Annotated in this window: 19 protein-coding genes; 11 read left to right on the forward strand and 8 right to left on the reverse strand. The window is 43.0% G+C overall.

Annotated elements, in window-relative coordinates; genetic code table 11:
- Window positions 1-23 precede the first annotated feature (23 nt).
- Window positions 24-797, forward strand: coding sequence for a fumarylacetoacetate hydrolase family protein (locus PQR79_RS03845; RefSeq protein ID WP_238104027.1), 774 nt, complete (start codon window positions 24-26; stop codon window positions 795-797).
- 60 nt (window positions 798-857) lie between these two features.
- Here the strand turns inward: PQR79_RS03845 and PQR79_RS03850 are convergent, their stop codons facing one another.
- Window positions 858-1445 (reverse strand): TetR/AcrR family transcriptional regulator, encoded by a 588-nt coding sequence (locus PQR79_RS03850; RefSeq protein WP_238104026.1) that lies wholly within the window; start codon window positions 1443-1445, stop codon window positions 858-860.
- A 483-nt stretch (window positions 1446-1928) separates the two neighbouring features.
- Here PQR79_RS03850 and PQR79_RS03855 point away from each other — a divergent pair, with 483 nt between their 5' ends.
- Window positions 1929-3011 (forward strand): L-dopachrome tautomerase-related protein, encoded by a 1083-nt coding sequence (locus PQR79_RS03855; RefSeq protein WP_238104025.1) that lies wholly within the window; start codon window positions 1929-1931, stop codon window positions 3009-3011.
- Between the two features lie 266 nt (window positions 3012-3277).
- On the opposite strand, the gene PQR79_RS03860 is transcribed toward PQR79_RS03855, so the two are convergent.
- Window positions 3278-4684: an alanine/glycine:cation symporter family protein gene (locus tag PQR79_RS03860; protein ID WP_238104024.1), complete on the reverse strand. Its 1407-nt coding sequence runs from the start codon at window positions 4682-4684 to the stop codon at window positions 3278-3280.
- 399 nt (window positions 4685-5083) lie between these two features.
- Between PQR79_RS03860 and PQR79_RS03865 the strand changes: the two genes are divergently transcribed.
- Complete coding sequence (locus PQR79_RS03865) at window positions 5084-6481, forward strand: sensor histidine kinase (RefSeq protein WP_238104023.1); 1398 nt, start codon at window positions 5084-5086, stop codon at window positions 6479-6481.
- 31 nt (window positions 6482-6512) lie between these two features.
- Window positions 6513-7064 (forward strand): response regulator transcription factor, encoded by a 552-nt coding sequence (locus PQR79_RS03870; RefSeq protein ID WP_238104022.1) that lies wholly within the window; start codon window positions 6513-6515, stop codon window positions 7062-7064.
- Window positions 7065-7200: 136 nt separating this feature from the next.
- Here PQR79_RS03870 and PQR79_RS03875 read toward each other — a convergent pair whose 3' ends face one another.
- The 3 genes from PQR79_RS03875 to PQR79_RS03885 all read right to left on the reverse strand — a co-directional run bounded on the left by PQR79_RS03875 (window position 7201) and on the right by PQR79_RS03885 (window position 11072).
- A complete protein-coding gene (locus PQR79_RS03875) occupies window positions 7201-8253 on the reverse strand; it encodes a methionine synthase (RefSeq protein WP_238104021.1) in 1053 nt (350 codons plus the stop codon).
- 41 nt (window positions 8254-8294) lie between these two features.
- Window positions 8295-9269 (reverse strand): DUF1852 domain-containing protein, encoded by a 975-nt coding sequence (locus PQR79_RS03880; RefSeq protein ID WP_238104020.1) that lies wholly within the window; start codon window positions 9267-9269, stop codon window positions 8295-8297.
- Between the two features lie 1263 nt (window positions 9270-10532).
- A complete protein-coding gene (locus PQR79_RS03885) occupies window positions 10533-11072 on the reverse strand; it encodes a hypothetical protein (RefSeq protein ID WP_238104019.1) in 540 nt (179 codons plus the stop codon).
- A gap of 641 nt (window positions 11073-11713) precedes the next feature.
- Here PQR79_RS03885 and ltrA point away from each other — a divergent pair.
- Window positions 11714-13060, forward strand: coding sequence for a group II intron reverse transcriptase/maturase (gene ltrA / locus PQR79_RS03890; protein ID WP_238104018.1), 1347 nt, complete (start codon window positions 11714-11716; stop codon window positions 13058-13060).
- Between the two features lie 85 nt (window positions 13061-13145).
- On the opposite strand, the gene PQR79_RS03895 is transcribed toward ltrA, so the two are convergent.
- Complete coding sequence (locus tag PQR79_RS03895) at window positions 13146-14087, reverse strand: DUF4238 domain-containing protein (RefSeq protein WP_238104017.1); 942 nt, start codon at window positions 14085-14087, stop codon at window positions 13146-13148.
- Between the two features lie 1508 nt (window positions 14088-15595).
- Between PQR79_RS03895 and PQR79_RS03900 the strand changes: the two genes are divergently transcribed.
- Complete coding sequence (locus PQR79_RS03900; RefSeq protein ID WP_238104016.1) at window positions 15596-17374, forward strand: protein adenylyltransferase SelO; 1779 nt, start codon at window positions 15596-15598, stop codon at window positions 17372-17374.
- 68 nt (window positions 17375-17442) lie between these two features.
- Here PQR79_RS03900 and PQR79_RS03905 read toward each other — a convergent pair whose 3' ends face one another.
- Window positions 17443-18315 (reverse strand): hypothetical protein, encoded by an 873-nt coding sequence (locus PQR79_RS03905; protein ID WP_274408385.1) that lies wholly within the window; start codon window positions 18313-18315, stop codon window positions 17443-17445.
- A 460-nt stretch (window positions 18316-18775) separates the two neighbouring features.
- Here PQR79_RS03905 and PQR79_RS03910 point away from each other — a divergent pair, with 460 nt between their 5' ends.
- From PQR79_RS03910 to PQR79_RS03930, 5 genes are all read left to right on the forward strand, one after another.
- Window positions 18776-19426 (forward strand): SatD family protein, encoded by a 651-nt coding sequence (locus tag PQR79_RS03910; protein ID WP_238104014.1) that lies wholly within the window; start codon window positions 18776-18778, stop codon window positions 19424-19426.
- Window positions 19419-20312 carry a DUF3307 domain-containing protein gene (locus PQR79_RS03915; protein WP_238104013.1) on the forward strand — a complete coding sequence of 298 codons (894 nt, stop codon included), beginning with the start codon at window positions 19419-19421 and terminating at the stop codon, window positions 20310-20312. Before PQR79_RS03910 ends, PQR79_RS03915 begins: the two co-directional genes overlap by 8 nt.
- Window positions 20313-20949: 637 nt before the next feature.
- Entirely contained in the window at window positions 20950-21696 is a 747-nt protein-coding gene (locus tag PQR79_RS03920; protein ID WP_238104012.1) for a (Fe-S)-binding protein, read from the forward strand.
- An 8-nt stretch (window positions 21697-21704) separates the two neighbouring features.
- A complete protein-coding gene (locus PQR79_RS03925; protein WP_238104011.1) occupies window positions 21705-23093 on the forward strand; it encodes a lactate utilization protein B in 1389 nt (462 codons plus the stop codon).
- Between the two features lies 1 nt (window position 23094).
- Window positions 23095-23658, forward strand: a complete 564-nt coding sequence (locus tag PQR79_RS03930) for a LutC/YkgG family protein (protein ID WP_238104010.1) — start codon at window positions 23095-23097, stop codon at window positions 23656-23658.
- A 108-nt stretch (window positions 23659-23766) separates the two neighbouring features.
- Here PQR79_RS03930 and PQR79_RS03935 read toward each other — a convergent pair whose 3' ends face one another.
- Window positions 23767-24666, reverse strand: a complete 900-nt coding sequence (locus tag PQR79_RS03935) for a LysR family transcriptional regulator (RefSeq protein WP_238104009.1) — start codon at window positions 24664-24666, stop codon at window positions 23767-23769.
- Window positions 24667-24805 lie beyond the last annotated feature (139 nt).

Below are 24805 nucleotides of genomic sequence, written 5' to 3' on the forward strand. Positions count from 1 at the left end.
TTTTATTTTATGATGATGCAGCCGTGACCGACAACACACACCTTACTGAACTTGCTAATCACTTATTTGCACAACGAAATCACGCTAATCCTAACGCCCATTTTGACGCTTTTACTGCACAAAATATTGACCAGGCTATCACCGTTCAACAAAAAATGGCTGAGTTAAATGGTCATATTTCTGGCTGGAAGTGCCTTGTGCCGCAAGCAAACGATCAACTTATTGTGGCGCCTATTTTACAAGCCGCTAAGCGGGGTCAACAGTGTAGCATTATCCCAACGTTCAAAAGTGAGCAGGCTTTAGCATTAATAGAGCCAGAAATTGCCTTTATCTTAGGCGAGGATATTGAGCCTTATCGACACTATAGTCATCAAGAGATTGACAGTGCAATTAGCGCGACTCACATGGCCTTAGAGTTAATTCAACATCGTTTTAGCCGCGACAGTCAACCAAGCTATTTGCAAAAATTGGCTGACGGTTTAAGTAACCAGGGGGTGTATATTGGCCCTCAAATTCCTAAGTCGGTTGCTTATCAAGCAAGTCAGGTTGATATTGTGGTAACTGCAAATAACGATACACAGGCATTTAACGGTAAACATCCGTGTGAATTACCCCAATTACCCGTTTACTGGATGATTAACTACTTAGCACAAAAGGGCATTAAACTCAGTGCAGGGCAGGCGATTATTACCGGCTCATATTGTGGGGTGGTTAACGTGCCAATGGCGACTGAAATCAGTATTGAATATAAAGACATTGGTCAATTTACCGTGAGCTTTGTAGATGCATTAGCTTAAATTAGCTTAGGATTTAGCCGAAAAAAAAGCGCCTCAGGCGCTTTTTTATTGAGCTTCTATTTATTGTGCTTCTAATTGAGTAAAAAACTCTTCAAGTTGTTGGCTAACCGTGTCGGTATCGCCTGTGGCTTTTAAGTACGAACGTAAGCCAATAATGTGAACCTGGAGTTTTTTAGCAACCTTTTGTTTATCAAACTCTGCAGACAAATCACCTTGCTGTTGTGCTTGTTCAACAATATCAGCAAAACGGTTTTCAACTTGGGTGAGTAAATCCTTGGCAATATCAAGGGTTTGCTGATGCGATTCATCAAGCTCGGCAAGTGTTCGCATCACCATGCATAACTCACTAGGTACTTGTGCACTGCAAGGCACAATTAAGCCGCGAAGATATTGTTTTAATCCATCCCAAGCATGATCATGCTGGGCTAAATGCTCATTTAGTACATGTGCTGACGTTTGAGCATAATGAATTAACGTTTGATGAAACAAATCTGCTTTGCTACCGAATGCGGCATAAATACTACCTGGTCGCATGTCCATGGTAGTTTGAATCTCTCGCGTAGAGGTGGCCAAAAAACCTTTTTGCCAAAATAGATTTTTTGCTTTTTCTAGTACGTCTTCGCGATCAAATTTTGAAATATTAGCCATGTGCCCCTCTTTAGTTACCCTTATTTTACGATATCGCAAGGAGGTAAGGCCAGTTTATTGCATTAATTTTTAATCACGAATGAGTATATTCAATAATGTTCCACCATGCACACTGCATAACGTCTGTAATAACGCCTTGAGATATCACGCTATAACTCACGAGCGTTAAGCCTCTGCCGTTCTGAGTATTTTACACACCTTTGCATCACTTCTGACCATTTACAGTTATGAAGCAAATTCAAATCCATTACCTCAATGAGCCGCATATAGATTTTGCTGAGTGATGTTAGACCTGCCAAACCAATGTATGTTTTTTAAACTGCATTTTCTCACACGATTATCAAATAATATTTGATAATAATTCGTTTATTGGCGCGTTTATCTCTATGTGATTGGCCGTTAATATGCCCCCATCAACACTAAGTCGTTCTGACAATCGCAAACGACTTTTTACTTACATTCAGGTTTATCTCGAGGTTTATTATGAAAAAGATGACAACATTATTTGCTGTGGTGACAGCGCTTATATGTAGCACAACACAAGCTGCTGAACTCGAAGTCGTAGCAAGGTTTGATGGAACACGTCCTGGTAATGTAACGGTAACCGAACAGGGACGTACATTTCTTTCAATGCAACCGCTTGATGCTCCAGAGTTTCGTGTCGTTGAATTATTAAAAGACGGCTCAGTAGTCCCATTTCCAACTGTCGATTGGGCCAATGGGCCAACCAAAGGTGAGGTGGGTTTATCATCTGTGATTGGTATTGATAGTACATCAGACGGCGTTGTGTGGATCCTTGATATGGGCAGTACGGATGCTGCGGCGCAAATTGTTGCTTGGGACACTGTTAACAATAAACTTTTTAAGCGTATCGAGATAAGTAAAGGTGCCATGGTCGACAACTCATTTTTACAAGACTTCGTCATCGACACTCAACGCCAACAAATTTATATTGCCGATACCAGTTTAGGTAATTTATACGGAGAGCCAGCGCCTGCTTTTGTTGTGGTTGATTTAGCCACCGGTAAATCACGCCGCGTATTACAGTCTAATAAAGCGTTATTATCACCAAAGCATGATGTGATTATTGATGATTCGTTATTAGCAACAAAACGTGAAGATGGCAGTGTTGATGCGCTTTACCTTGGTATAAACCCAATCACAATCGATGCTGAACAACAGTGGGTTTATTTTGGTACCGTTAACGGTAGCGCTGTTTATCGTATTGCCGCAGCGGCGTTAGCCAATGACAAATTAACGGATAAAGAACTTGCCAACAATATTGAGTTTTATAGCGAAAAACGTCCCAGTGATGGCATGATCATCGATAAAAACAACAACATTTATGTGGGTGATGTTGAACGTAATGCCATTGGTGTTATTGGTCAAGACGGCTACAAAGTGTTTGCACAAGATGACAAATTATTGTCTTGGGCAGATGGTTTTTCTATTCAAGGTGGATACTTGTATGTGACCCAAAATTCATTGCATTTAAATCCTGCACTTAACGAAGGCGAAGAAGGTGCTGCAAAACCATTCCATGTGTTACGCATCAAACTAGATTAATTTATTTGCACCGCTTGCAATACAATGGGGTAGAGCGTTGGGTTTTTCTAACGAGATGACTGCGACGTAAGATTATCAGTTTTGCTGTGCAGAAAAAGATCTCAATACCGTGGGAAAAGGGGTTATACGAGCATTGTTAATCAACACAACTTGGTGTGTTTAATCACAAACAACCCGTAATGGCATGACCAGTACGGGTTGTTTTTATATTCACTCACTTGGTTAAAGTGGTTAAAAGAACGAGGTGGTCATTCAGCTTTATGGACTTAGGACCATACACCGTCTTCGGTTTTACCTTGAATTTTTACATCGGCCAGTTTGAATTCAGGTTTGTTGGTGGCGTGAAGTTTGATTTGATAGTCGCGGGTTAAGTTAACAATGGTTGGCGTTAACAGCATCAATGCGCTGATATTCACCACCGTCATTAAGCCTAGCGCCATGTCGGCCATGTTCCACACTTCTTTTAAACTGGCGTTTGCGCCCCAATACACCATGCCTAAATACAATAAGGTGTAACCCGTACGGCCATAAATATTATCCAGTTTAAACAGGTGTAAGTTACTCTCGGCATAGGCGTAATTGGCCACCACAGAGGTAAAAGAGAATAGGGTGATAATTATGGCCACAAACATATCGCCACTCATGCCCATGTGATGAGTCATGGCATTTTGAGTAATACGAATGCCTTCCATTTCGCTGCCGATATTACCTTGCGCCAGTAAAATCACAATGGCGGTACAGCTACATAACACCATGGTGTCGATAAACACCCCAAGCATTTGCACGTAACCTTGCGCAACCGGATGGTTAGGCACAGGCGTTGCTCCCGCTGCGGCATGGGGAACACTACCGGCGCCGGCTTCGTTAGAATATAACCCACGTTGAATACCATTTTTTATCGCCGCACCTAATGCACCAGCGCCAGCTTCGGTTAAGCCAAAGGCCGAGTTAAAGATATCCATTAATACTGCAGGCACTTGCTGAATATTGATTAAGGTCACCGCCACGGCTGCCAAAATAAAGGCGAGGCCCATAAACGGCACAATTAATTCTGCAAAGCGGGCGATACTGCGCAGGCCGCCCATTACAATAATGCCGGCAATCACTGTAATGACAGCACCTGAGTATACGCTTGATATTTCAAAGGTATGATTGAGGGCGTCGGTGATGGTGTTAGCTTGCATGGCACTAAAACTAATGCCGTAACCTAAAAATAAACACAGGGCGAACAATACGGCCAGCCAGGGTTTATTTAGCCCTGCACGAATGTAATAGGCCGGGCCGCCGCGGTATTCTTTATGGTCATCGCGTACTTTATACAGCTGGCCTAAAATACTTTCGGCAAACCCCGTTGCCATACCAAGCAGTGCTATTACCCACATCCAAAATACGGCGCCGCTGCCACCAAGGGATATCGCCATGGCGACGCCTGCTAAGTTACCGGTACCCACCCTTGCTGATAACCCAGTGCACAAAGCTTGATAAGAACTGATCCCTGATTTATCGCCCTGGGTACTGCCTTTCATCACTTTAAACATGTAAGCAAAGTGGCGCAGTTGAATAAAACGTAACCTCAATGAAAACCACACACCGGCAAATACTAATATGTAGATCAGTACTTGGTATTCGCCCCATAACACATTGTTGGCGAACGACACAATTTCATTAATCATTGAACAAATCCCTAGTTTTATATTATTTTTTGAGGCTTTTATTTACCGTATTACACTGCTTATCGGTAGGTCGACAGCCAAAAACTCAAGCAGTCAGTAAGCATTTTTATCGCTAATAGCTTAATAAATAGACTTAAATAGAAATGAATTAAAGTACTTGGGTGAATAGCTATGCAGTAAAATTACATTAGTAACACTAAAGCCGTTAAATTTGAAGCGTCGTTAACAACATACGGATAAAAAAGTCACTCACAAACCCATTTCACGGTAGTCTTGAGAGGTATGAACAATATAGATCTGTTTTTGCGGGTAAGATTTACGTCATTAATCCGTGACGTTAGGTTGATTATTGTTTGCTGTGAGATAATTAGGTTGCGTGGTTAAGTTAGGATGTTAAATATGGCGAATCTGAATGTGCCTTTTAGTGCTAATCAACAACAATTAGCACTATTACGATTGGTTAACTGGGGCCTAAAAATAGGCCTTATTGTGTTTGCAGCTGATTTATTTGGTTTAACCACCCCCCCGACAACATTAAATTATGTGCTTATCTTCGAAGCTTGCTATGTGGGCTTTAGTTATCGATTTCATCGCCTGAGTATCGACAATCATGGTTTATTGTTTTTAACCTTACTACTGGATACTTTATTTTGGGCCACTTGGTTATATTTCACCGGTGGTGCAACCAATGCCTTTGTATCATTACTGTTGTTGCCGATAGCGATTTCAGCCATTACCTTACCTCGGTGGGCGCCTTGGTCGCTCACTGCGCTGTCGACGGCGATTTATAGTCTAATGATTATGACTATTCCAGAACATGGCGTTGATGATACAGCTAAGCCTGCTGCCGCTATGGCAGATATGCATGCAGGCCATGATATGAGCCAAATGGCAATGGACATGCCTGCCAGCCCCAATATGAGTCACAGCATGGACATGGGGTCGCATTATTTAGGTATGTGGTTTAATTTTGTTATTTCAGCGTTAGTGTTAACCATTACTGTCGGTTTTATTGCTAAGCGAATTAGGCAAAAAAATATTGAGTTACGCTATTTACGTGAAGCGCAATTAAGGCAAGAAAAAATCCTTGCATTAGGTACCGCATCTGCGCAAATGGCGCACCAACTCGCCACGCCTTTGGCAACGTTACGCTTATTAGTGGATGAAATATCAGACACAGCCCATGTTGCAGAGCAAACTGAATTACTGGCTGAGATGCAACAAGCACTCAACCGCTGTGAAGTGACCTTAAGTGACTTACGCTTAGCGACTGAGTCAATTCGAGAGCAAAAACTAGTGCAACAATCGGTTGAGCAGCTGGTGGCGCTGTTGTCAGAGCAGGTCAGTTTATTAATGCCCAAAACACAATTAAGCCTGCATATTTCCCCTGAAGCAGAAACCGCCATTTTGCATACTGACATGAGTTTACTGCCGGCGTTATTGGCGCTTATTCAAAATGGTGCCCAGGCTAGCGAAGATAATCAGCAGGGAGCCAAAGTCGATATTAATATCAGCGTGTCGCAATCGCCATCTCGTTCGCCATCTACTCAGATCATGCCTCAAGAGATCAGTATGATTATTCGTGACTATGGCGTGGGTATTGCGACACATATATTACCTACATTAGGCCGTAATATGGTCAACAGTCCTAAAGGCATGGGGATTGCGGTATTATTAAGCCACACCAGTTTTGAGCGTTTAGGCGGTAAGTTATACCTTAAAGCACATCCGCAAGGCGGGACTGAAGCTATTGTGATTTTACCATTAGATGCCAAGGTGGATCACATCGGGGTTTAACGATTATCGTTAGAGGTAAATTGAGAAGTCGATGAATAAATTACTCATAATTGAAGATGATATTGCGTTAGCCGCGATTTTATCTCGGCGGTTAGCGCGTCACGGTTTTGACTGTAAAACCTGTGACAATGCCAGCGACAGTCTGCTCATGGCCAGACAATTTATGCCAACGCACATTGTACTCGACATGAAGCTGGCACAAAGTAATGGTTTGTCGTTAATTAAACCGTTAAGACAACAATTGCCCCATGTGTATATGGTCGTGCTGACTGGTTTTGCCAGTATTGCCACTGCGGTAGAAGCCATTCGTTTAGGTGCCGATAACTACCTTGCTAAACCTGTCGACACCCAAACCTTGCTCAATGCACTGCATTCATCCAGCACGACTTTTAGTGCAGAACCCAATGAATTTGAAGCCATCACTGAACAGCCCCTCAATCCCAAACGCCTAGAATGGGAGCACATTCAGCAAGTGCTCGCCAATAATAATGGCAACGTATCAGAAACCGCCCGCCAACTCGGCATGCATCGCCGCACTTTGCAGCGCAAGTTATTAAAAAAGCCCACAGCAGATAATCGATAGTGTTGATGGTTGTAAAAGGTCAAGGGAGATATTGCCTGTAATCATTAACGCGTTGATCCCTGCCAATGCTATGACTTTTAATCAGATAAGCGTTCCCTTATCTGATGACAGGCTAACTAAAATGTTAACCGTATAGCTAACGTGTTTTAGCCAAAAGCTCTTTTCTGACAATATCTGCACCGGCAGTTAAGGCGTTGAGTTTACCTCTTGCTACTTGGTGAGATAACGGCGCCATGCCGCAGTTGGTACAAGGGTAGAGCTTATCAGCATCAACAAACTGCAATGCTTTGCGTAAGGTGTCTGCCACTTCTTGTGGTGTTTCTATGGTGTTGCTTGCTACGTCAATTGCGCCTACCATGACTTTTTTGCCGCGAATGAGTTCAAGTAGCTCCAGTGGCACATGAGAGTTGTGACATTCGAGTGAGATGATATCAATATTCGATTGTTGCAGTTTTGGAAACGCTTGTTCGTATTGACGCCACTCGGAGCCTAAGGTTTTTTTCCAGTCGGTGTTAGCTTTAATGCCATAGCCATAACATATATGTACTGCTGTTTCGCATGTCAGGCCTTCTATGGCGCGCTCTAAACATGCGATACCCCAGTCATTCACTTCATCAAAAAATACGTTAAACGCCGGTTCATCAAATTGGATAATATCGACTCCTGCAGCTTCTAATTCTTTGGCTTCTTGATTGAGTATTTTGGCAAATTCCCAGGCGAGCTTTTCACGGCTTTTATAATGGTCATCAAATAGCGTATCAATCATGGTCATGGGGCCAGGTAGCGCCCATTTAATGGGTTGTGTGGTTTGTTGACGTAAAAATTTGGCGTCTTCAACAAAAACTGACTTTTGCCGACTCACAGGCCCAACAACCGTGGGGACGCTGGCATCATAACGGTCACGAATTTTAACGGTTTTACGTTGTTGAAAATCAACGCCGTTGAGGTGCTCAATAAAGGTGGTAACAAAGTGTTGCCGCGTTTGCTCACCATCACTGACGATATTAATACCAGCTTGCTGTTGGTCGTGTAATGACAAACGCAGTGCATCTTGTTTACCGGTGACTAACTCTTCACCTTGCAGTTTCCAGGGGGACCAAAGTGTTTCAGGCTCTGCAAGCCATAAAGGTTTAGGTAAACTGCCTGCCGTTGAGGTTGGTAATAGCGTGTTTTTAAGTGATGTTTTCATAATTTTAATGCCATAAATTGGGTTAAGGTTTAGCGTAGCGATTACGCATAATTCGCAGACCATTGCTCAAGCACTGCTTGATAGGGTTTAATAAAGTGCTCAGCTGCAAATTTGCCTTGTTCACTAGCAAGTTGACTACGTTCAGCGCGATCGTAAACAATCTGAGTGAGTGAGTGGTCAAGGTTGTTTAAGTTCGGTTGATAGCATTTACCGGCAACGGCATTGGCATTATAAATCTCAGGGCGGTAGATTTTTTGAAAGGTCCCCATGGTGCTAATGGTGCTTATTAACTCTAGGTGGCTGTAATCATTGAGTAAATCACCAACAAAATAAAACGCTAGTGGCGCTACGGTATTTGGCGGCATAAAGTAACGAACGTGTAGGCCCATTTTTTGAAAATATTGCTCCGTTAACGACGACTCATTAGGGCAGTATTCAACCCCTAATACGGGATGTTGATTTTCTGTGCGGTGATAGGTTTTGTTATCGGACACACTGAGGCAGATAACCGGTGGCTTAGCAAAGTGCTGTTTGTAAGCATCTGAATTCACAAAATACTTAAACAGCTTGCCATGCAGTTCGCCAAAGTTAGCTGGAATACTAAATTGAGCTTGATTTTTGTTATGTTCTGGCAGTAAAACGCTAAAGTCGTAATCGCGTAAATAAGATGAAAAATTATTGCCCACAATACCGTCAATGCGTTTGTTGGTTTTGTTGTCAACAATCGTGGTTTTCAAGATTTCAATCGACGGGAAGGGTTGTCCACTGCCTTCGATATCCATATTGACCGAAATGATCTCAATTTCGACAGTATAACGATCGCCTTTGGGGTTATCCCAATGCGCTAAGGCATTAAAACTATTGTTTATCATTGTTAACGCGTTGCGTAAGTTGGCTTGACGACAATTTCCACGGGCTAAATTAGCAAAGTTAGTGGTGATGCGCGTTGTGTCTGAGGGATGATAATTTTCATCAAGACAAATGCGATTAATTGTAAAGGTAAATTGTGTATTCATGATGTTTAAGTTCCCCATTGTCTTATACCCACTCGAGCCGTTGCCTAGCGCTTTAAGACACTGCTCATCTCGCTGAAGATTGCAGTGCCTTTTTCAAACTGACGGCTTAATTAACAGCTTAATATCAACTCTAAATAAGCTTGTTTGCTAAGCGTTGAGTTATTTATACGTGGTTTATGACATGAACAAAAACGGGTTTATTTCACCTGCTACATGAGCGTAATTCATCATCAGTAAACAGTGTGATCAGCATAGGTTGTCGCCTGACGTTAACATGGGTTGTTAGCGACTTTCTCGTCGTCCCGGCAATGTTTTTGAGCCGGGATCCAGGTTTTTGCATTGTACTTTTGTATTCATGGCCTGCGGCCACTAACGTCGTGGTGCTTCGCCCACACCAGACCAAGAGGAAACCAACGGCTATTCCCTCTTTACTTTTTATAAAAGAATTGGCCCAGCCGTCACCTCAAAATTATCATTATTGACTAAAAAACAGCTGAGATAATTTCGCGACGTGGTCAGATCCAGCTTTTAACCGCATTTGAAGTCTGCTTCGGCCACCTCTTTATGGTAAAGAATGAAAATGCTAACGCTTCAGATGGGGCGTCCATTCCCTTCTAAAGCTAGCTCGCCGTCTATGGCCAGCTCACGTATTCTTTTGTAAAGAGTCTTCAACGGCCTCAAGTTCGGAGTTGAATTTGGGCACTTCAAGCTGAGACATCTAACTCATTTTTGTATAGAAGCTTGTTAGCTACTTTCTCGTCGTCCCGGCAATGGTTTTGAGCCGGGATCCAGGTGTTTTGTTCTTTATGGCCTGAGGGCACTAACGTCGTAGCGCTTGTGATACTCCACAAAGTGTTTTGGGTATCACAAGTTAAGGCTCTGGCGTAGTTCGACTTTTGTTTTCAGTGATGATTAGGGACACAGAAATAATATTGAGTAATGCCAAGCTCGAATAAACAAGCTCGAATAAACAAGCTCGAATAAATAGATAAGAAAGCAGGATTATATTCACCAAGAGATGGATCGCAGTTCATTATTGTAATAAATAGCTAACCAGAAAGTGAGTTAAGTCATTTCTTTAAAGAGAGTAAATGAACCGCGCTCGGCAACATGCTCCTGCGTTGCTCTACCTCTTGAATCTGACCGCCATGGACGGCGGGAAAGCCATATTGATGCCTGGAGCATAATTGGCCATTCAGTCGTGTGCGGAGCCGCATGCAGGGTGGTGTGGGGGCTGGAGGCTAGATACCTCCGGCTACCCGATTATGCTTTTTGACTCGACTCAGAAGTCTTAGTTTCACTGTTCGGTTGCTTCATAACTTCAGCTAGAAACTCGAGCCTCATCTCAGGCTTATCTGACGCGATGTTAATTTTTCCAAAATAACTGTTTTGCCAATGCCAAAACTCAACTTCAAAGTATTTGGCTATATATTTAGAATCAGCTTCCTTTATGCTAACCATGAAATTTAACTTTTTATAGAAATGTTCAATTTTTGAAATTTTTTGCCACTCTTCTGTTGATAAATTGTGGTAAAGATTATCCCAAGAAGGACTCTCAATATCATTAAATGCTTTTCTTAACGCCAGCCCCGCATCGTTCCGAATTTGAATATAGCCTGGCGATGTATATTCTTGAATTAAATCAAGAGCCCTATTTTTCCTCTCTCGATTTGTTTCATGGAGAACAATGAGTGTTGCAGAAATTCCGGCACCTATTGCGGCACCTAATAATGCAGCACCAACACTTCCCGAAAGTGCACCGATTATTGCGCTAAAAATACTTGTAATTGTTATTGTTTCCATTTAATTCCCATAAATTAGTTGTAAACATTGTACTATTGCATAACGCTTGTATTTGGCGCATTTTTTTTTTGTGTTGCTTGGTCTTTTTCAAGCGACGCAAAAAATGTCGCTCAAGATACTTTTGTGTACGCCCAGCATGGGCATGAACTAATGAGGTGAAAGTCCTCTGTAGGAAGGTCACCGTTTAAATAACATACTGTTATTAAACGTTAACTACTAGCGAATGGCAAGGGCTTAATTGCGAGGTTTGGTCCGGAGGAAGCCGCTAGCAAATTTGTGAGCTGATGAACAAGAACATCATATGAGGCGTAGGCTAGAGATGAGTTGGCACAAGACGACGAAATCACGTGATCTAATGGCCACCGTAAATGATGCAGCAGTGCAAAGAAAGTTCATGTTCTTATCTGGGGAGATCTGCTTAACACGCGATCGGTCATTAACCAGTAAGGCTCTGGTTTATAAGTGCCTTGGCTTTTCAATTTCATCGACTGAAAAGAGCGAACCAGATGGAAACCGATAGCGCATGACGGGGTAACTTGGCATGTGATTAAGCAGAAGTCAGCAGACGGCATAGTAGCCCAACGCCCATTGTAATGATTGGGACATGGTGAAGGCCTGAACATTTAGAAGAAGGAGGAGTCTTGTCAAACTTGTCGATACCCACTACGTCGCCAGACGATTACTATCGGCAGCGTATTGATATGCAACCGGCCTTCAACCGCGATCTATTTCAACAACTGCTCGAACCTGAAAATCTGCACCGAGCTTGGCGTCAAGTTAAAGCCAATAAAGGCGCGGCGGGCATCGATGGCATGACCATCGAAGCCTTCCCGCTCTGGATGCAACAAGGCGGCTGGCAACGGTGTAAATCTCAATTAGAGCGAGGTGAATACCAACCCTCTGCGGTCAGGCGCGTGGAGATCGACAAACCCGATGGCGGTAAACGCAAATTGGGGATCCCTAACGTCATTGACCGTGTGATACAGCAAGCTATTGCTCAAATACTCACGCCACTGTTTGACCCATTCTTCTCAACCAACAGCTTTGGCTTTAGGCCGAATAGAAATGCCAAACAAGCGGTACTGCAAGTAAGGGATATCATCAAACAGAAACGCAAATTTGCCGTCGATGTTGATCTGTCTAAGTTCTTTGACCGAGTTAATCATGATCTCTTGATGACTCAACTTAGGAGCAAGGTGCAGGATAAGCGTCTGTTGGCGCTTATTGGTAAGTACCTTCGAGCAGGTGTGATGGTCAATGGCCAATTTGAAGCAAGCTTTGAAGGCGTACCTCAAGGCGGCCCACTCTCGCCATTACTATCCAACACTATGTTGGATAGTCTGGATAAAGAGCTTGAAAGCCGAGGGCATAAATTCGCCCGTTACGCGGACGACTTTATCATTTTGGTAAAGTCTATTCGAGCGGGCGATCGGGTACTCAAGAGCATTACTCAATATCTGGCCACGAAGCTAAAACTGGTTGTTAATGAACAGAAAAGCCAAGTGGTTAAGGTAGGTCAAAGCAAGTTCCTAGGTTTTACATTTAACCGAGGAAAGATCCAGTGGCATGCTAAAACATTACACATTTTCAAACAAAAGATGAGACGACTGACGAACCGAAATTGGGGAGTTAGTATGGGATATCAATTGTTTAAAGTGCGGCAGTACATGCAAGGCTGGATCAACTACTTTGGCATAGCCAATGCTTACCAAGGATGTGTCGATTTAGACCATTGGATCCGTCGTCGCATACGTATGTGCTACTGGCGTCAGTGGCGAAAACCACGGACTAAGGTGCAAAATTTACTTAAGCGTGGCGTCAGGATCCAAGTAGCTGTTGCTTGTGGTATCACAAGTAAAGGCCCTTGGCGTAGCTCGAAAACACCAGGAATACAGCAAGCGCTGAGTAATGAGTATCTGAAGAAAGCAGGATTATATTCACTAAGAGATGGATGGGTCGCAGTTCATTATCCTAACCAGAAAGTTTAGTTAGGGGTTCTAAATGAACCGCCCTGTGCGGAGCCGCATGCAGGGTGGTGTGGGGGCTGGAGGCTAGATACCTCCGGCTACCCGATTAGGCTCCGATTTCCCGCAGCAAGTCTTTACCACTTAAAATATCATTGTTTTTACCAAAAAATTTGAAGTCAAATTTAGGTGCATATATTTGGCAATTTAAGTTAAAAAGCATTTTACTATTGAGTACCGCTACTAGTCCCTCATTAGCTTCTATTGTTTTATCTTCTCCATCAAACTCACCAATTAATGCTAACTCTTGGGAAATAGGAAAATAAACTTCTGTACCCATTAAGCCGAAACCAGGGCTAGCTCTATAAAACGGGGGGATTTTTTCAGGCTCTTTCCAAGACAGATTCATGGGTCTATCTGTTGTAATAAAAGGGCCTGTTTCGTCATTTGCAACTACTAGTAGCCATTTGCGATTGAACAAGCAAGGCAATATTGCATCAATTTGAATCATTTCCATTCTAATATGATGCTCTCTTGCGACGTCGATAGTGTATTTTTTGGAATCAAAAAATTCTTTAGCGTCCTCGTAACTTACATTATTAGCTTGATTACTATCATCTTCCAATTTACTAATTTGGCTCTCCCACCTACCTTTAGAGTCTAAAGTCATTCCCATTATTCTTTCAGCGATTTGAGCCTGAAATTTTCTCATGTGCTCTCTGCGTTCTGGGGAGCGTACAGCAATCAACGCGATTAGGTTTAACAAAATGTCTTTTGTTTCCCCCGAAAAATCTAATGTTTCTCGCAGTTTTTTAAGTGCTGTAGCGGCTTGTCCTTCAAACTTAGATAGTTCTGATTCCAAATGATTAGGATCGACCCCCTCAATTTCAACTCGATTAAAATCGCGTACACCACCAACATTACGAGGTGTTGTTTCAAAGGACTTCTTTCCTTTAGCGTCAATTACAGCAAGCTTTGATTTCTTGGATTTACCCTTAGTAAATCCTTTTAGATAACATTGCGATAAGAAATGGTGATGTCTAGCAGTCATAGGAGCCTAACAGCTTATTGAATGGCAAAGTAAATTTAAAATCGGCCGTTCAAGTTATTGATTAATAACATCCTACATTTGCTAACTTATTGTTGTAAAGCAGTTTTAGTTAACTCTACTGACAAATAAAAGTGGGCTTGCGCATTAAAAGTGGACTCAAGATGCTGCAATAAATAAAAATTCTTTTATTTCAGTGTATTACAAAATAAACAAATTATTCATCGTACTACTTTAGTTTACTTATTAGCCGATTTGCCTTAAAAACACGCCAAAAACCATTACAACTGTTTTTGTGGCCCGAGTAGAATTCAGTTGAATAAATGGAAATCAATTAATAAACAATAGCTTATGAGCGCTTCTTGTTTTTATAAATGAATTTTCATATCTTTAAAAATTCCTAAATTCAACTCCTAAATTGAGGCCGTTGAAGAAAATGACGTGAGCTAGCCATGGATGGCGAGCTAGCTTTAGAGGGGAAGGGACGCCCCATCTGAAGCGTTAGCATTTTCGAATAAGGCTGAAGAACACCGAAACGCGGTCAAAAGCTGGATTCAACCACGTCGCGAAATTATCGCTGCTATTGCTTAGTAAAGAATGATAATTTTGATATGTCGGCTGGGCCAATTCTTTTATCGAAAATAAAGAGGGAACAGTCGTTGGTTTCCTCTTGGTCTGGTGTGGGCGAAGCGCCACGACGTTAGTGGCCGCAGGCCATGAGTATAAAAGTACAAAGCTAACACCTGGATCCCGGCTCAAAAGCATTGCCGGGACGACGAGAAAGTAGCTAACAAGCTTCTATCCAAAAATGAGTTAGATGCCTCAGCTTGAAATGCCTAAATTCAACTCTGAACTTGAGGTCGTTGAAGACTCTTTACAAAAGAATACGTGAGTTGACCAACGCATGCACCTCACTAAACTACTCTTTAAAACTTGCTGATAAGACAAACATTAACAGCTTCATCATGGTGGTTTGCGAGCCGACCGTCCGACCCATGGACGGGTCGGTCGAGCTACATGGATGTACTAGCGCGTGTCGGTAAGTGAATGCCATGTTGAAGCCAAATAAAACCTTACAGCTATATGTTTTGCAATGTGTGAAGCGCCACGACGTTAGTGGCCGCAGGCCATGAGTACAAAACAAACACCTGGACCCCGGCTAAAAAGCACTGCCGGGGCGACGGTTAAATTAGCCTGCGTCAGTTACAACTTACTACCTTAATTTGGTGTGGGCGACGCGCCACGATGTTAGTGACTGTAGGCCATAAGTCAGAATCTATCCCTATGACAAATTATCACTTTTGTCGATATCGCAAAGTCTGCTTTTCATTAGTACAAGCTGTCGTTACCATAGGTTGGGTTATCTTAGGCTCTTTCAAATAATACAGCGCAGGCCTTCGGTATATCTGCTAACCAGTTCCATTACATAACTTGAATAAATCGACTGATTGTCGATACGCTGAGCCATCAAGTTGTGAACAAACCTTCTACTTAATTAACCAGGTATCCCTATGACTAATCAACTGTCCCAGCAAACATCAGCAACGGTCGATACCGTCGACGATCTCGCTAAATGGGTAAACTACTCGTTGATGAACACGCTTAAACGTGATCCTGATGCAACATCTGATGGTGCTGATCATAGGCCTAGGCAAGTCTTTTCGGGCCACTATGTTCCCGTTAACCCCACACCGATTGAAAACCCTGAGTATGTGGCACACAGCCATACTTTTTTTAAAGAATTAGGGTTTGCCGACAGTATGGCGCAGTCGTCTGATTTTATGCGTTTGTTTTCTGGTGATCTTACACATGTCCCTGAGCCAATGAGTAAAGTGGGTTGGGCGTGTGGTTATGCATTGTCGATTTATGGCACTGAATACATTCAACAATGCCCGTTTAGAACCGGTAATGGTTATGGTGACGGCCGAGCTGTGTCTGTGGTTGAGGCGGTTATCAATGGCAAGCGTTGGGAGATGCAACTTAAAGGTGGTGGCCGCACGCCTTATTGCCGTGGTGCAGATGGCCGTGCGGTATTGCGCTCAAGTGTGCGTGAGTTTTTAGCGCAAGAGCATATGCATGCGTTGGGTGTACCCACGTCTCGCTCGCTCAGCTTATATGTGTCTAAAACCGACACGGTGCAGCGGCCTTGGTATTCCGAAGGATCGCGTGAGCAAGACCCCGACCGAATGATCACCGAGGCGGTGGCAATTTCGACCCGTGTGGCGCCGTCATTTATTCGGGTAGGGCAGCTTGAGCTTTTTGGCCGCCGCGCCCGCAAACATGAACATCCGCAAGCGATGGCAGAGCTTGAACAGCTGGTGCTGCATTTAATTGATCGTGAATATGCTGATGTTATTGACCCGAAGTTGTCTTTAAACGACAAAGTACTCAAGCTTGCGTATGAGTTCCGTCACCGTTTAACCTCATTGGTGGCTAACTGGATCCGTGTGGGCTACTGCCAGGGTAATTTTAACAGCGATAACTGCGCAGCGGGTGGCTTTACCCTAGATTATGGCCCATTTGGTTTTTGTGATGTGTTTAACCCACAATATCAACCTTGGACCGGCGGCGGACAGCATTTTGCGTTTTTAAATCAAGACGCCGCTGCAGAGCGTAATTTTTTGATGTTTTGTACTGCATTAAGCCCATTACTGGCCAATGAAGCCGATGCTATAGATGGGCTTCAGCAATTGGTTAATGATTTTGCTACCGATATGCAAACAAAAATGGAGCAGATGTGGGCGGCTAAATTGGGGCTTAGCACGTTTAACGCGCCGCTGTGGGCTGAGCTTATCAGCCTAATGCAGCAAACGTCCGTGGATTACACCTTGTTTTTCCGTGAGCTTTCATCCTTGCCTGATGATATTGAGCCGTTAACTAAAAGCTTTTACCGAGATTTGTCGCAAGGGCAAGGATTAGCGCAACGCTGGTCGGCGTGGTTAGCACAGTGGCATTTGCTACTAAGCAGTGAGGCCAATAGCACTGTAATAAATAGCCCTGTAACAAATAGCCCTGCGGGCATGACTGACACGACCATACCACGCAGCCGTGACGATATCGCCAAGCAGATGAAACAAGTTAACCCTAAGTACAGTTTACGCGAGTGGTTGTTGGTGCCAGCATACCAACAAGCGAGCCAGGGGGATTATACCTTGCTGCGCGAATTACAGGCGGTGATGACCAATCCTTATGCTGAGCAATCTCAAGAGGTTGAGGACAAATACTATCGCCTTAAGGCATCTGAATATTTTGGGGTTGGTGGGTGTTCGCACTTGAGCTGCTCGTCATAACGTTTAGTTAACGATTTAGTATCGACGACAAACTCTATTGGTGAATTGATAAATAAGAGTAGGAAGGCTTAAGGCGTTGCCTTCCAAAATTCATCTAAACTGCCACAATCTGTTTTTCCATAAAGGACATCACCATAGTCAAACTGCCTGGTATAGAGTTCAAACATTGAAAAATGTTCTATCCAAACAACGACTCCGTCTTTAATACCGTAAGAATAAGACGGTCTGTTGTAGGTTAATACGTTGGTATCGATTACAGAATGAGTTTGCTCAGGCTGACCTAATACGGCGAGTATATGTGTTTCTGTGTCGCCGAGTTGAATGGTGCTTGCTAGCTCGTAGCGATTCGTAATGGTTTTCTGCTCATTTTCATTCTTTCCAGTCATTTCATCATGAATCATAAAAGGTGCAGCGACGAGCAGTGCGGGTGAATACACAATGAGCGTTAAGGTATTGGCTATCACTGTATTGGCTGGCGTTTTGTCTGTGGTTGCTTTTGGATGATTAACGCGAAAATTAAGCCCCTTACTTAATTGGTCTTTTGATTTTATCCAATCATGGTAGGGCGTTATCCCTGCACTTAGCCAGTGTTTTCTTTTGGTTTTAAACAGTGTTCTGCAGGAGAATAAGTCACGAACATCGTCATCTAACATGACTGATTGTAATGTGTCGTCTTTAAAGTAAAGACCGATGTTGACGTTGGTGTCGACATTGATTGCTTCAATATAAGAGTAAGTACTCTGACCTTCTATAACATCAAATGCATTAATGCGTGGGTAAGTTATCAGTTTGAGGACATCTTGCTTCGATTTACCTAAAAAAAGTTTTTTAAGGATATGCTCTTGCGCTGAAACGTACTGTTCAGCCGGTATGTGTTCTATTGGCTGTTGGGTACTACAACCAGTGAGTAATACCGTGATCATCATTACCATTCGTAGCATCGAGTTTTCTCACTTTCGAAGAATGTAGCAGTATTATATTGATCCGTGGGCAATGTAAATAACCTGAGCTCGGAAACAGTCCTTTGCTCTGCTCACTGCGTTGAATCGACTTACAATAGGCTAGCTATTGACGCGTCAATTCGCCTTGTTAGCAGAACAAATGACAAGCTTGAAAGTGAGAATGGGTAACATGTTGATTTTAAATAGTATAAGTTCATCCCTTATCCCGAGATCAGGTTAAATAACCTAAGTCCCAAATCTTAAAACCCAATGCTCTGTGCATAATAAAACGACAATTGACATTAGCTGTTAATGGCTAAATGTTAATATTTAGCCATTAACGGCTAAATTTATCGATAGGGCTTGGATTATTAATTGCTATTAGCCAAAAAAGGCTAAATTTGCATTATTAGCCTAAAATGGCTAAATTGGTATTAGTCTGCAAACAAAGGAGCGTTATGTGGAGCCTATCTATAAACCCATCGCGGTGATTGTTGGCGATGTTGTTGACTCAACCAAGCTTACATCAACCCAATTTGAGCACCTGCTTGAACGGATTAAATCGATTCAGGCATGGATAAGTAAAGGGCATAGCGCCAATGCGCACAGTATTGAGCGCGGAGATGAATTTCAGTCTGTGGTGCATGATATTGAAAATGCCTTGCGATACACGATTATTTACCGAATTGGCATAAAAGCACTGGGTAAAGCCTTTGATAGCCGCATTAGTTTTGCCATTGCTGCGCATGCTGAGCTGCGTGAGTCGGTGTCGGAGTCAATGGGGCCTGCCTTTGTGCTTTCTGGGCGAGGACTTAATAGCCTTAAGCATGACCGATTATTGTTTAGCTCAGATAATGTGGCTTTGGCAGAGTATTTTGACTTGTTGTTTAAGTACCTTGATAAGCAACTGACCGAGCTAACTGCGCGCCAATGTGAAGTCATGCTGCCCATGCTGCAAACACTTAATGAATTATCAATTAGTGAGTTAGCAGAACAGCTTGATGTGGCGACTGCGACTGCCAGTAAGTCACTTAAAGCGTCAGGCTGGCCATTGATTCATGAGCTAAATTGTCGCTTTGTCGACAAAGTTGCGGAGCTCAACTATGACTGATTTTTTCGGCACGCTTATTCCATTTTTATTGATTCACATCATCTGTGATTTTTATCTTCAGCCCGACAGCTGGGTTGAGGCTAAAAAAGCACACACTTACCGTTCAACAGAGTTGTATTTTCACTCGCTGTTACATGGCGTTGGCTTAATACTGCCAGCAATGGTGCTAGGCATCGATTGGCGTTCAACGTTTTGCTTAGTGGTGATTGTTGCCGTGACGCATTTTGTGATTGATTTATGGAAGGTCACGACACCCAAGGGCGATAAGTTAGCCTACTTTGTGATTGATCAGGCTTTGCACGTGTTAGTACTGGCCGCGATTGCGTTTCATGTCACCGATGGGGCGTCGATTGATGCAGTGTTACAGCATGAACATTTTTTTGATGGCGTGCTAGTGGTGTGTGCTTATTTGCTGATCCTTAAGCCTACATCCATTGTAATCGGCGCTGTGTTAAGCAAATATCCCATCGTTAACCCAGCAGACGTTAATGAAGTAAAAACAGAAGTTGGTGGCGATATTGATACCGATACTGTTACTCAAGCTGTAACTGATACTCAAACCGCGACGAATACGCCAATTGCTACAAATAGTGCCGCGCCTATTACATCTGTTAGCCCTGTTAACGATGAGTCGACATATGTGAGTGGTTTAGTTGCGGGTGGCGAATTGATTGGTTACCTAGAACGATTGTTAATACTCACGTTTACGCTGGTGGGCAGTTACGCCGCTGTGGGTTTTGTATTAGCCGCTAAGTCGATATTTAGATTTGGTGAGTTAAATCAGTCAGCTAACCGCAGCATGACAGAATATGTACTCATTGGCTCGTTATTGTCGGTGGTGATCACCACTCTTATTGGGGCATTGGTTTCATTGGGTTTTAAGTAACCAACACATCAAGTGAATAATGACAAATAAAAAAAAGCCTCTAAATCTATAGAGGCCCGATAATCTTATGCAGATTAAAAGCGATACCTATAATCAGCGTTTATCCCCATTCCCATAACAGATAGACGCTGAGTATAGTCACCAAGCATTGTGTAGACAGTTGATTATATTAGATTAAGCTTTTCTGTAATTTCAATCAAACCATTCTCAATCAAAAATACAGTACAGCCCTAAATATAACCAAACAATGCCCAAGCGTTGTACCCGCTAGATTAACATCAGTATGAATAAGTCCATTTAGCAACATTGTTAAAAGGGGGAAGTTACTGACGTTACCCTTAAGTTGATTTTGCAAAATTGATGAAAAAGTCACAATCAAAAAAGCACTATCTGCGACATTGTGTCGCAGGGGGGGAGTATAAATGAGGTCGTAAATTGCACGATTAATGTCATTGTTGTTGATCTATTCACCATAAAAATGAAAAAGTCTGTCGCAATATTTGCTAAATAAGCACTACATTTTATAAGGGTATAAGCTTACATTGTTGGCTCGATGATAAGTCGTTAGCCATTAACTTGAGTGAAAGTTGTTCGCTTTGTTAATGAGTAATAACGCGTTTGGGGAACATATTACCTTATGAAAATAGCTCTATTTATTCCGTGCTTAGTTAATCAGATGATGCCTGATGTTGCGATAGCCACTTTGAACTTGTTAGAAAAATTGGGACACCAAGTTATTTTCCCACAAGGGCAAACTTGTTGTGGCCAGCCAATGACCAATTCAGGTTGTTTTGACGAAGCAAAAAAAACCACGCTTAAGTTGCTTAATGCCTTTAAAGGTGTTGAATGTGACGCCATTGTTTGCCCTGCCGCAAGTTGTCTAGTGGCAGCCAAAGAAAACTTTCATGAATTTGACAGCAGTAAAGAAGCGGAAGAAGTCATTAATAAACTCTATGAGTTAACCGAGTTTTTACATGATATTGCGCCAATTGATCGATTTGCACGGCCAATAAACAAAAAAATCAGCCTGCAAATGAGCTGTCACGGCATTCGTATGTTGAATTTAGCCACGCCAACAGAAGAAATGGGTAAACAGCGATTTAATAAAGTCGAGGCCGTATTAGGCAAGATAGCAGGCCTTGATATTGTTTATCCGGCGCGTATTGATGAATGCTGTGGTTTTGGTGGGACATTTGCCGTTGATGAAGGCGCAGTGTCGGCCAAAATGGGCAAAGATAAAGCCCAAGCGCATGCGGCAACAGGGGCTCAATATGCTGTGGGCTTTGACCCATCTTGCCTCTTACATTTAGACGGTATGATCCGCCGTCAAAAATTACCGATTGAAACCCGCCACATTGCCCAAATCATTAACGATGCCCTGTAGGAGACATTATGACTGAACTATATTCTGCCTCTGGCTCAAAGGTGCATTCACATAAAGCGGATATATTTTGCCGTGATGAAACCCGTGTCGATTGGCATTCAAAAGCCTTATGGCTACTGCGTGAAAAGCGTGACCGTGCAGCTGCGAGTATTCCTGAGTGGGAGCAATTAAGACAACTTGGTTCAGAGCTTAAGTTGCATACGTTAACGCACCTTACTGATTATTTGCAGCAATTTGAACAGCAATGCCTAGCCAATGGCATTGTGGTGCATTGGGCTAAAGATGGCCAAGAGCATAACCAAATTGTATTGAATATATTGGCAACGCATCAGGTTAAACGGTTAGTTAAATCCAAATCGATGCTCACCGAAGAATGCCACATGAACCCGTTTTTAGAACAACACGGTATTGAAGTGGTGGATACCGATTTAGGTGAGCGGATTATTCAGTTAGCTAACATGCCACCATCGCACATTGTGGTGCCAGCCATTCACATGAAGAAACAAGAAGTGGGCGAGTTGTTTCATCAACAATTGGGTACTAAAGCGGGTGAGTCTGATCCATTGTATTTAACCCGTGCTGCCCGAGCTCATTTAAGAGAGAAGTTTTTAACGGCTGATGCAGCAATGACTGGCGTTAACATGGCCATTGCAGACCAAGGTGCTGTGGTGGTGTGCACCAACGAAGGCAATGCAGATATGGGCGCCAACTTGCCTAAATTACAGTTGCATTCAATGGGTATCGACAAAGTGGTGCCGAATATGGATGCCGCAGGTGTATTACTGCGTACTTTAGCGCGTAATGCAACGGGTCAACCCATTACTACGTATTCGTCATTTTACCGTGGCCCGCAACAAGGCGGTGAGATGCACGTGATTATTGTAGATAATGGCCGTACAGAAATGATGAAGGATAAGATATTAGCTGAATCATTAAAATGTATCCGCTGCGGTGGTTGTTTAAATACGTGTCCGGTTTATCGCCGCTCTGGTGGTTACAGCTATAACTACACTATCCCTGGGCCTATTGGTATTGCTGTGGGGGCAAAAGAAGATTCAACCCATTCAATCCCATGGGCTTGCACCTTATGTGGCAGTTGCACTTATGTGTGTCCAACCAAAGTGCCGTTAGATAAAATTATTGCCCATCACCGCCGTCTTAAAGCTGAAAACAAAACCTTACCGTACGGCAAAAGTGGTTATATGCCTTTGGTTGGCCGATTTATGGCTAGCGATACCATGATGAATACGTCAATGTCTGCGGCAAGGCTGGCTTTGCGTGTGTTACCTGGCAGTTTACTTAAGCCATTTAGTGGGGCTTGGGGTAAATATCGCGAGTTGCCTGTTGCACCAGAGTCAAGCTTTGCCACTTGGTATGCTAAAAATCGGAGTCGTTAATATGTCTAGCAAAAACAGTATTTTATCAGCGTTATCACAGTCAGCATTAACCGCTCATCCGATGCCGGTAATCGATATAGACGTCACACCACAACCATTAGTTGAAACCTTTGCAGCCAGCCTAGCTACGGTTGCGGGAGAGTTACATCAACACGGTGGTTTGGCGGCATTACAAGCCAAAGTCGATGAATTAATGGCGCAAAATTTACAGGTCTTGTCATTAGTTGAGGGGGTTAGCGGTAATCGTCAAGTGCCGAGTACTGCCCATGAACTGGCGGATATTGATTATGCCATTTTAGCGGGGGAATTAGGTGTTGCTGAAAACGGCGCAATTTGGGTGAGCCAAACGCAGCATCGGGTTACGCCTTTTATTTGTGAGAACTTGATTTTAGCCTTACCTGAAAAGTCACTTGTGGCCAATATGCATCAAGCTGTAAACCAAGTGTCTTTGGCACAAGGGGCATTGGGTGTATTTGTCGCTGGGCCATCTAAAACGGCTGATATTGAACAAGCATTGGTCGTGGGCGCACACGGTGCCTGCAGCCTACAGGTGTATTTGTATTAGTTTTATTCGAGGGTAAATAAATGGGTGCGAGGCTGATTCATGTTAGGTGACTAACATGAGCCACCACAGGTAAGTGCTTTGCACCCATATGTCTTTTGCGCTGATGCGTTAAAATAGATCAAAAATGCTGATGCAACGTTGCTGAATAAACTCGATAAACAGCTTTACTTTTAACGGTTGTTGGCGGCGCTGATGATATAAAATACTGATCCTGCGATGCTCTCCAGCCCAGTCTGGTAATACTCTCACCAGTTCACCTTGCTCAAGCTGCGGCTTAACAAACAATGCGGGTCCATACAAAATGCCACCATCTGCAACGGTAGCTTTAACCGCGGCATGAATATCACCTAATGTCAGCTTTGCTGGGCCATCATAGTAAAATTCTTGACCATTTTTATGCTTAAGACTCCAATTAAACAGTGGCCACACTTTAATCAAAGGGAACTGAATTAATTGCTTTGGATGCCGTAACTCGGTCAACTTTTCGGCAAATGTAGCAGAGGCGAATAAGCCATAATCCAGTACACCGAGTGATGTCGATACCCACGATGAGTCGGGTTGAGCACCACCGACAATAGCAATGTCAACACCTTCATCAATCAAATCAATCGTGCTGTTATTTTGAGTCACATGTAGCTGTATATGTGGATGTAACTTAGAAAAATCATTTATCGCATCAATTAAGATCATCGACGTAATCGAGATGGGCGTACAGATCCGTAAGGTCGATTGTTGCTCAGTCGTCTGGGTTGCCGACAATTGGTCAAATTGTGCAATGAGGTGATGGTAGCGATCAAATAACGCGCCGCCTTCTTCTGTTAAGCGTAATTTACGTGTACTGCGCATAATCAGCTGGGTATTAAGAATATGTTCTAATTTGCTGATTTTTCGGCTCACCGTCGCGACGGGCAATTGTAATGCTGTTGCTGCAGGTGAAAACCCACCGGCGTTAACAACATGAATGAATAAATGAATCAGCTCTAATTGTGGGCCAGATGGCTGGGTCATACGCATTCCTTGTCGTTTAGCTAGGTTAATAATGTTAAGCACGATATTGGCCGACATTTTAGCATGCATTGCTGATCAGAGAAGCGAGCCAAATGCTTGTTAAACGTTAATCTCACGATCAAATGCACTTTGTCGACAA

Origin of the sequence: Shewanella metallivivens, assembly GCF_028750675.1 — a bacterium.
Lineage (GTDB): Bacteria > Pseudomonadota > Gammaproteobacteria > Enterobacterales > Shewanellaceae > Shewanella > Shewanella metallivivens.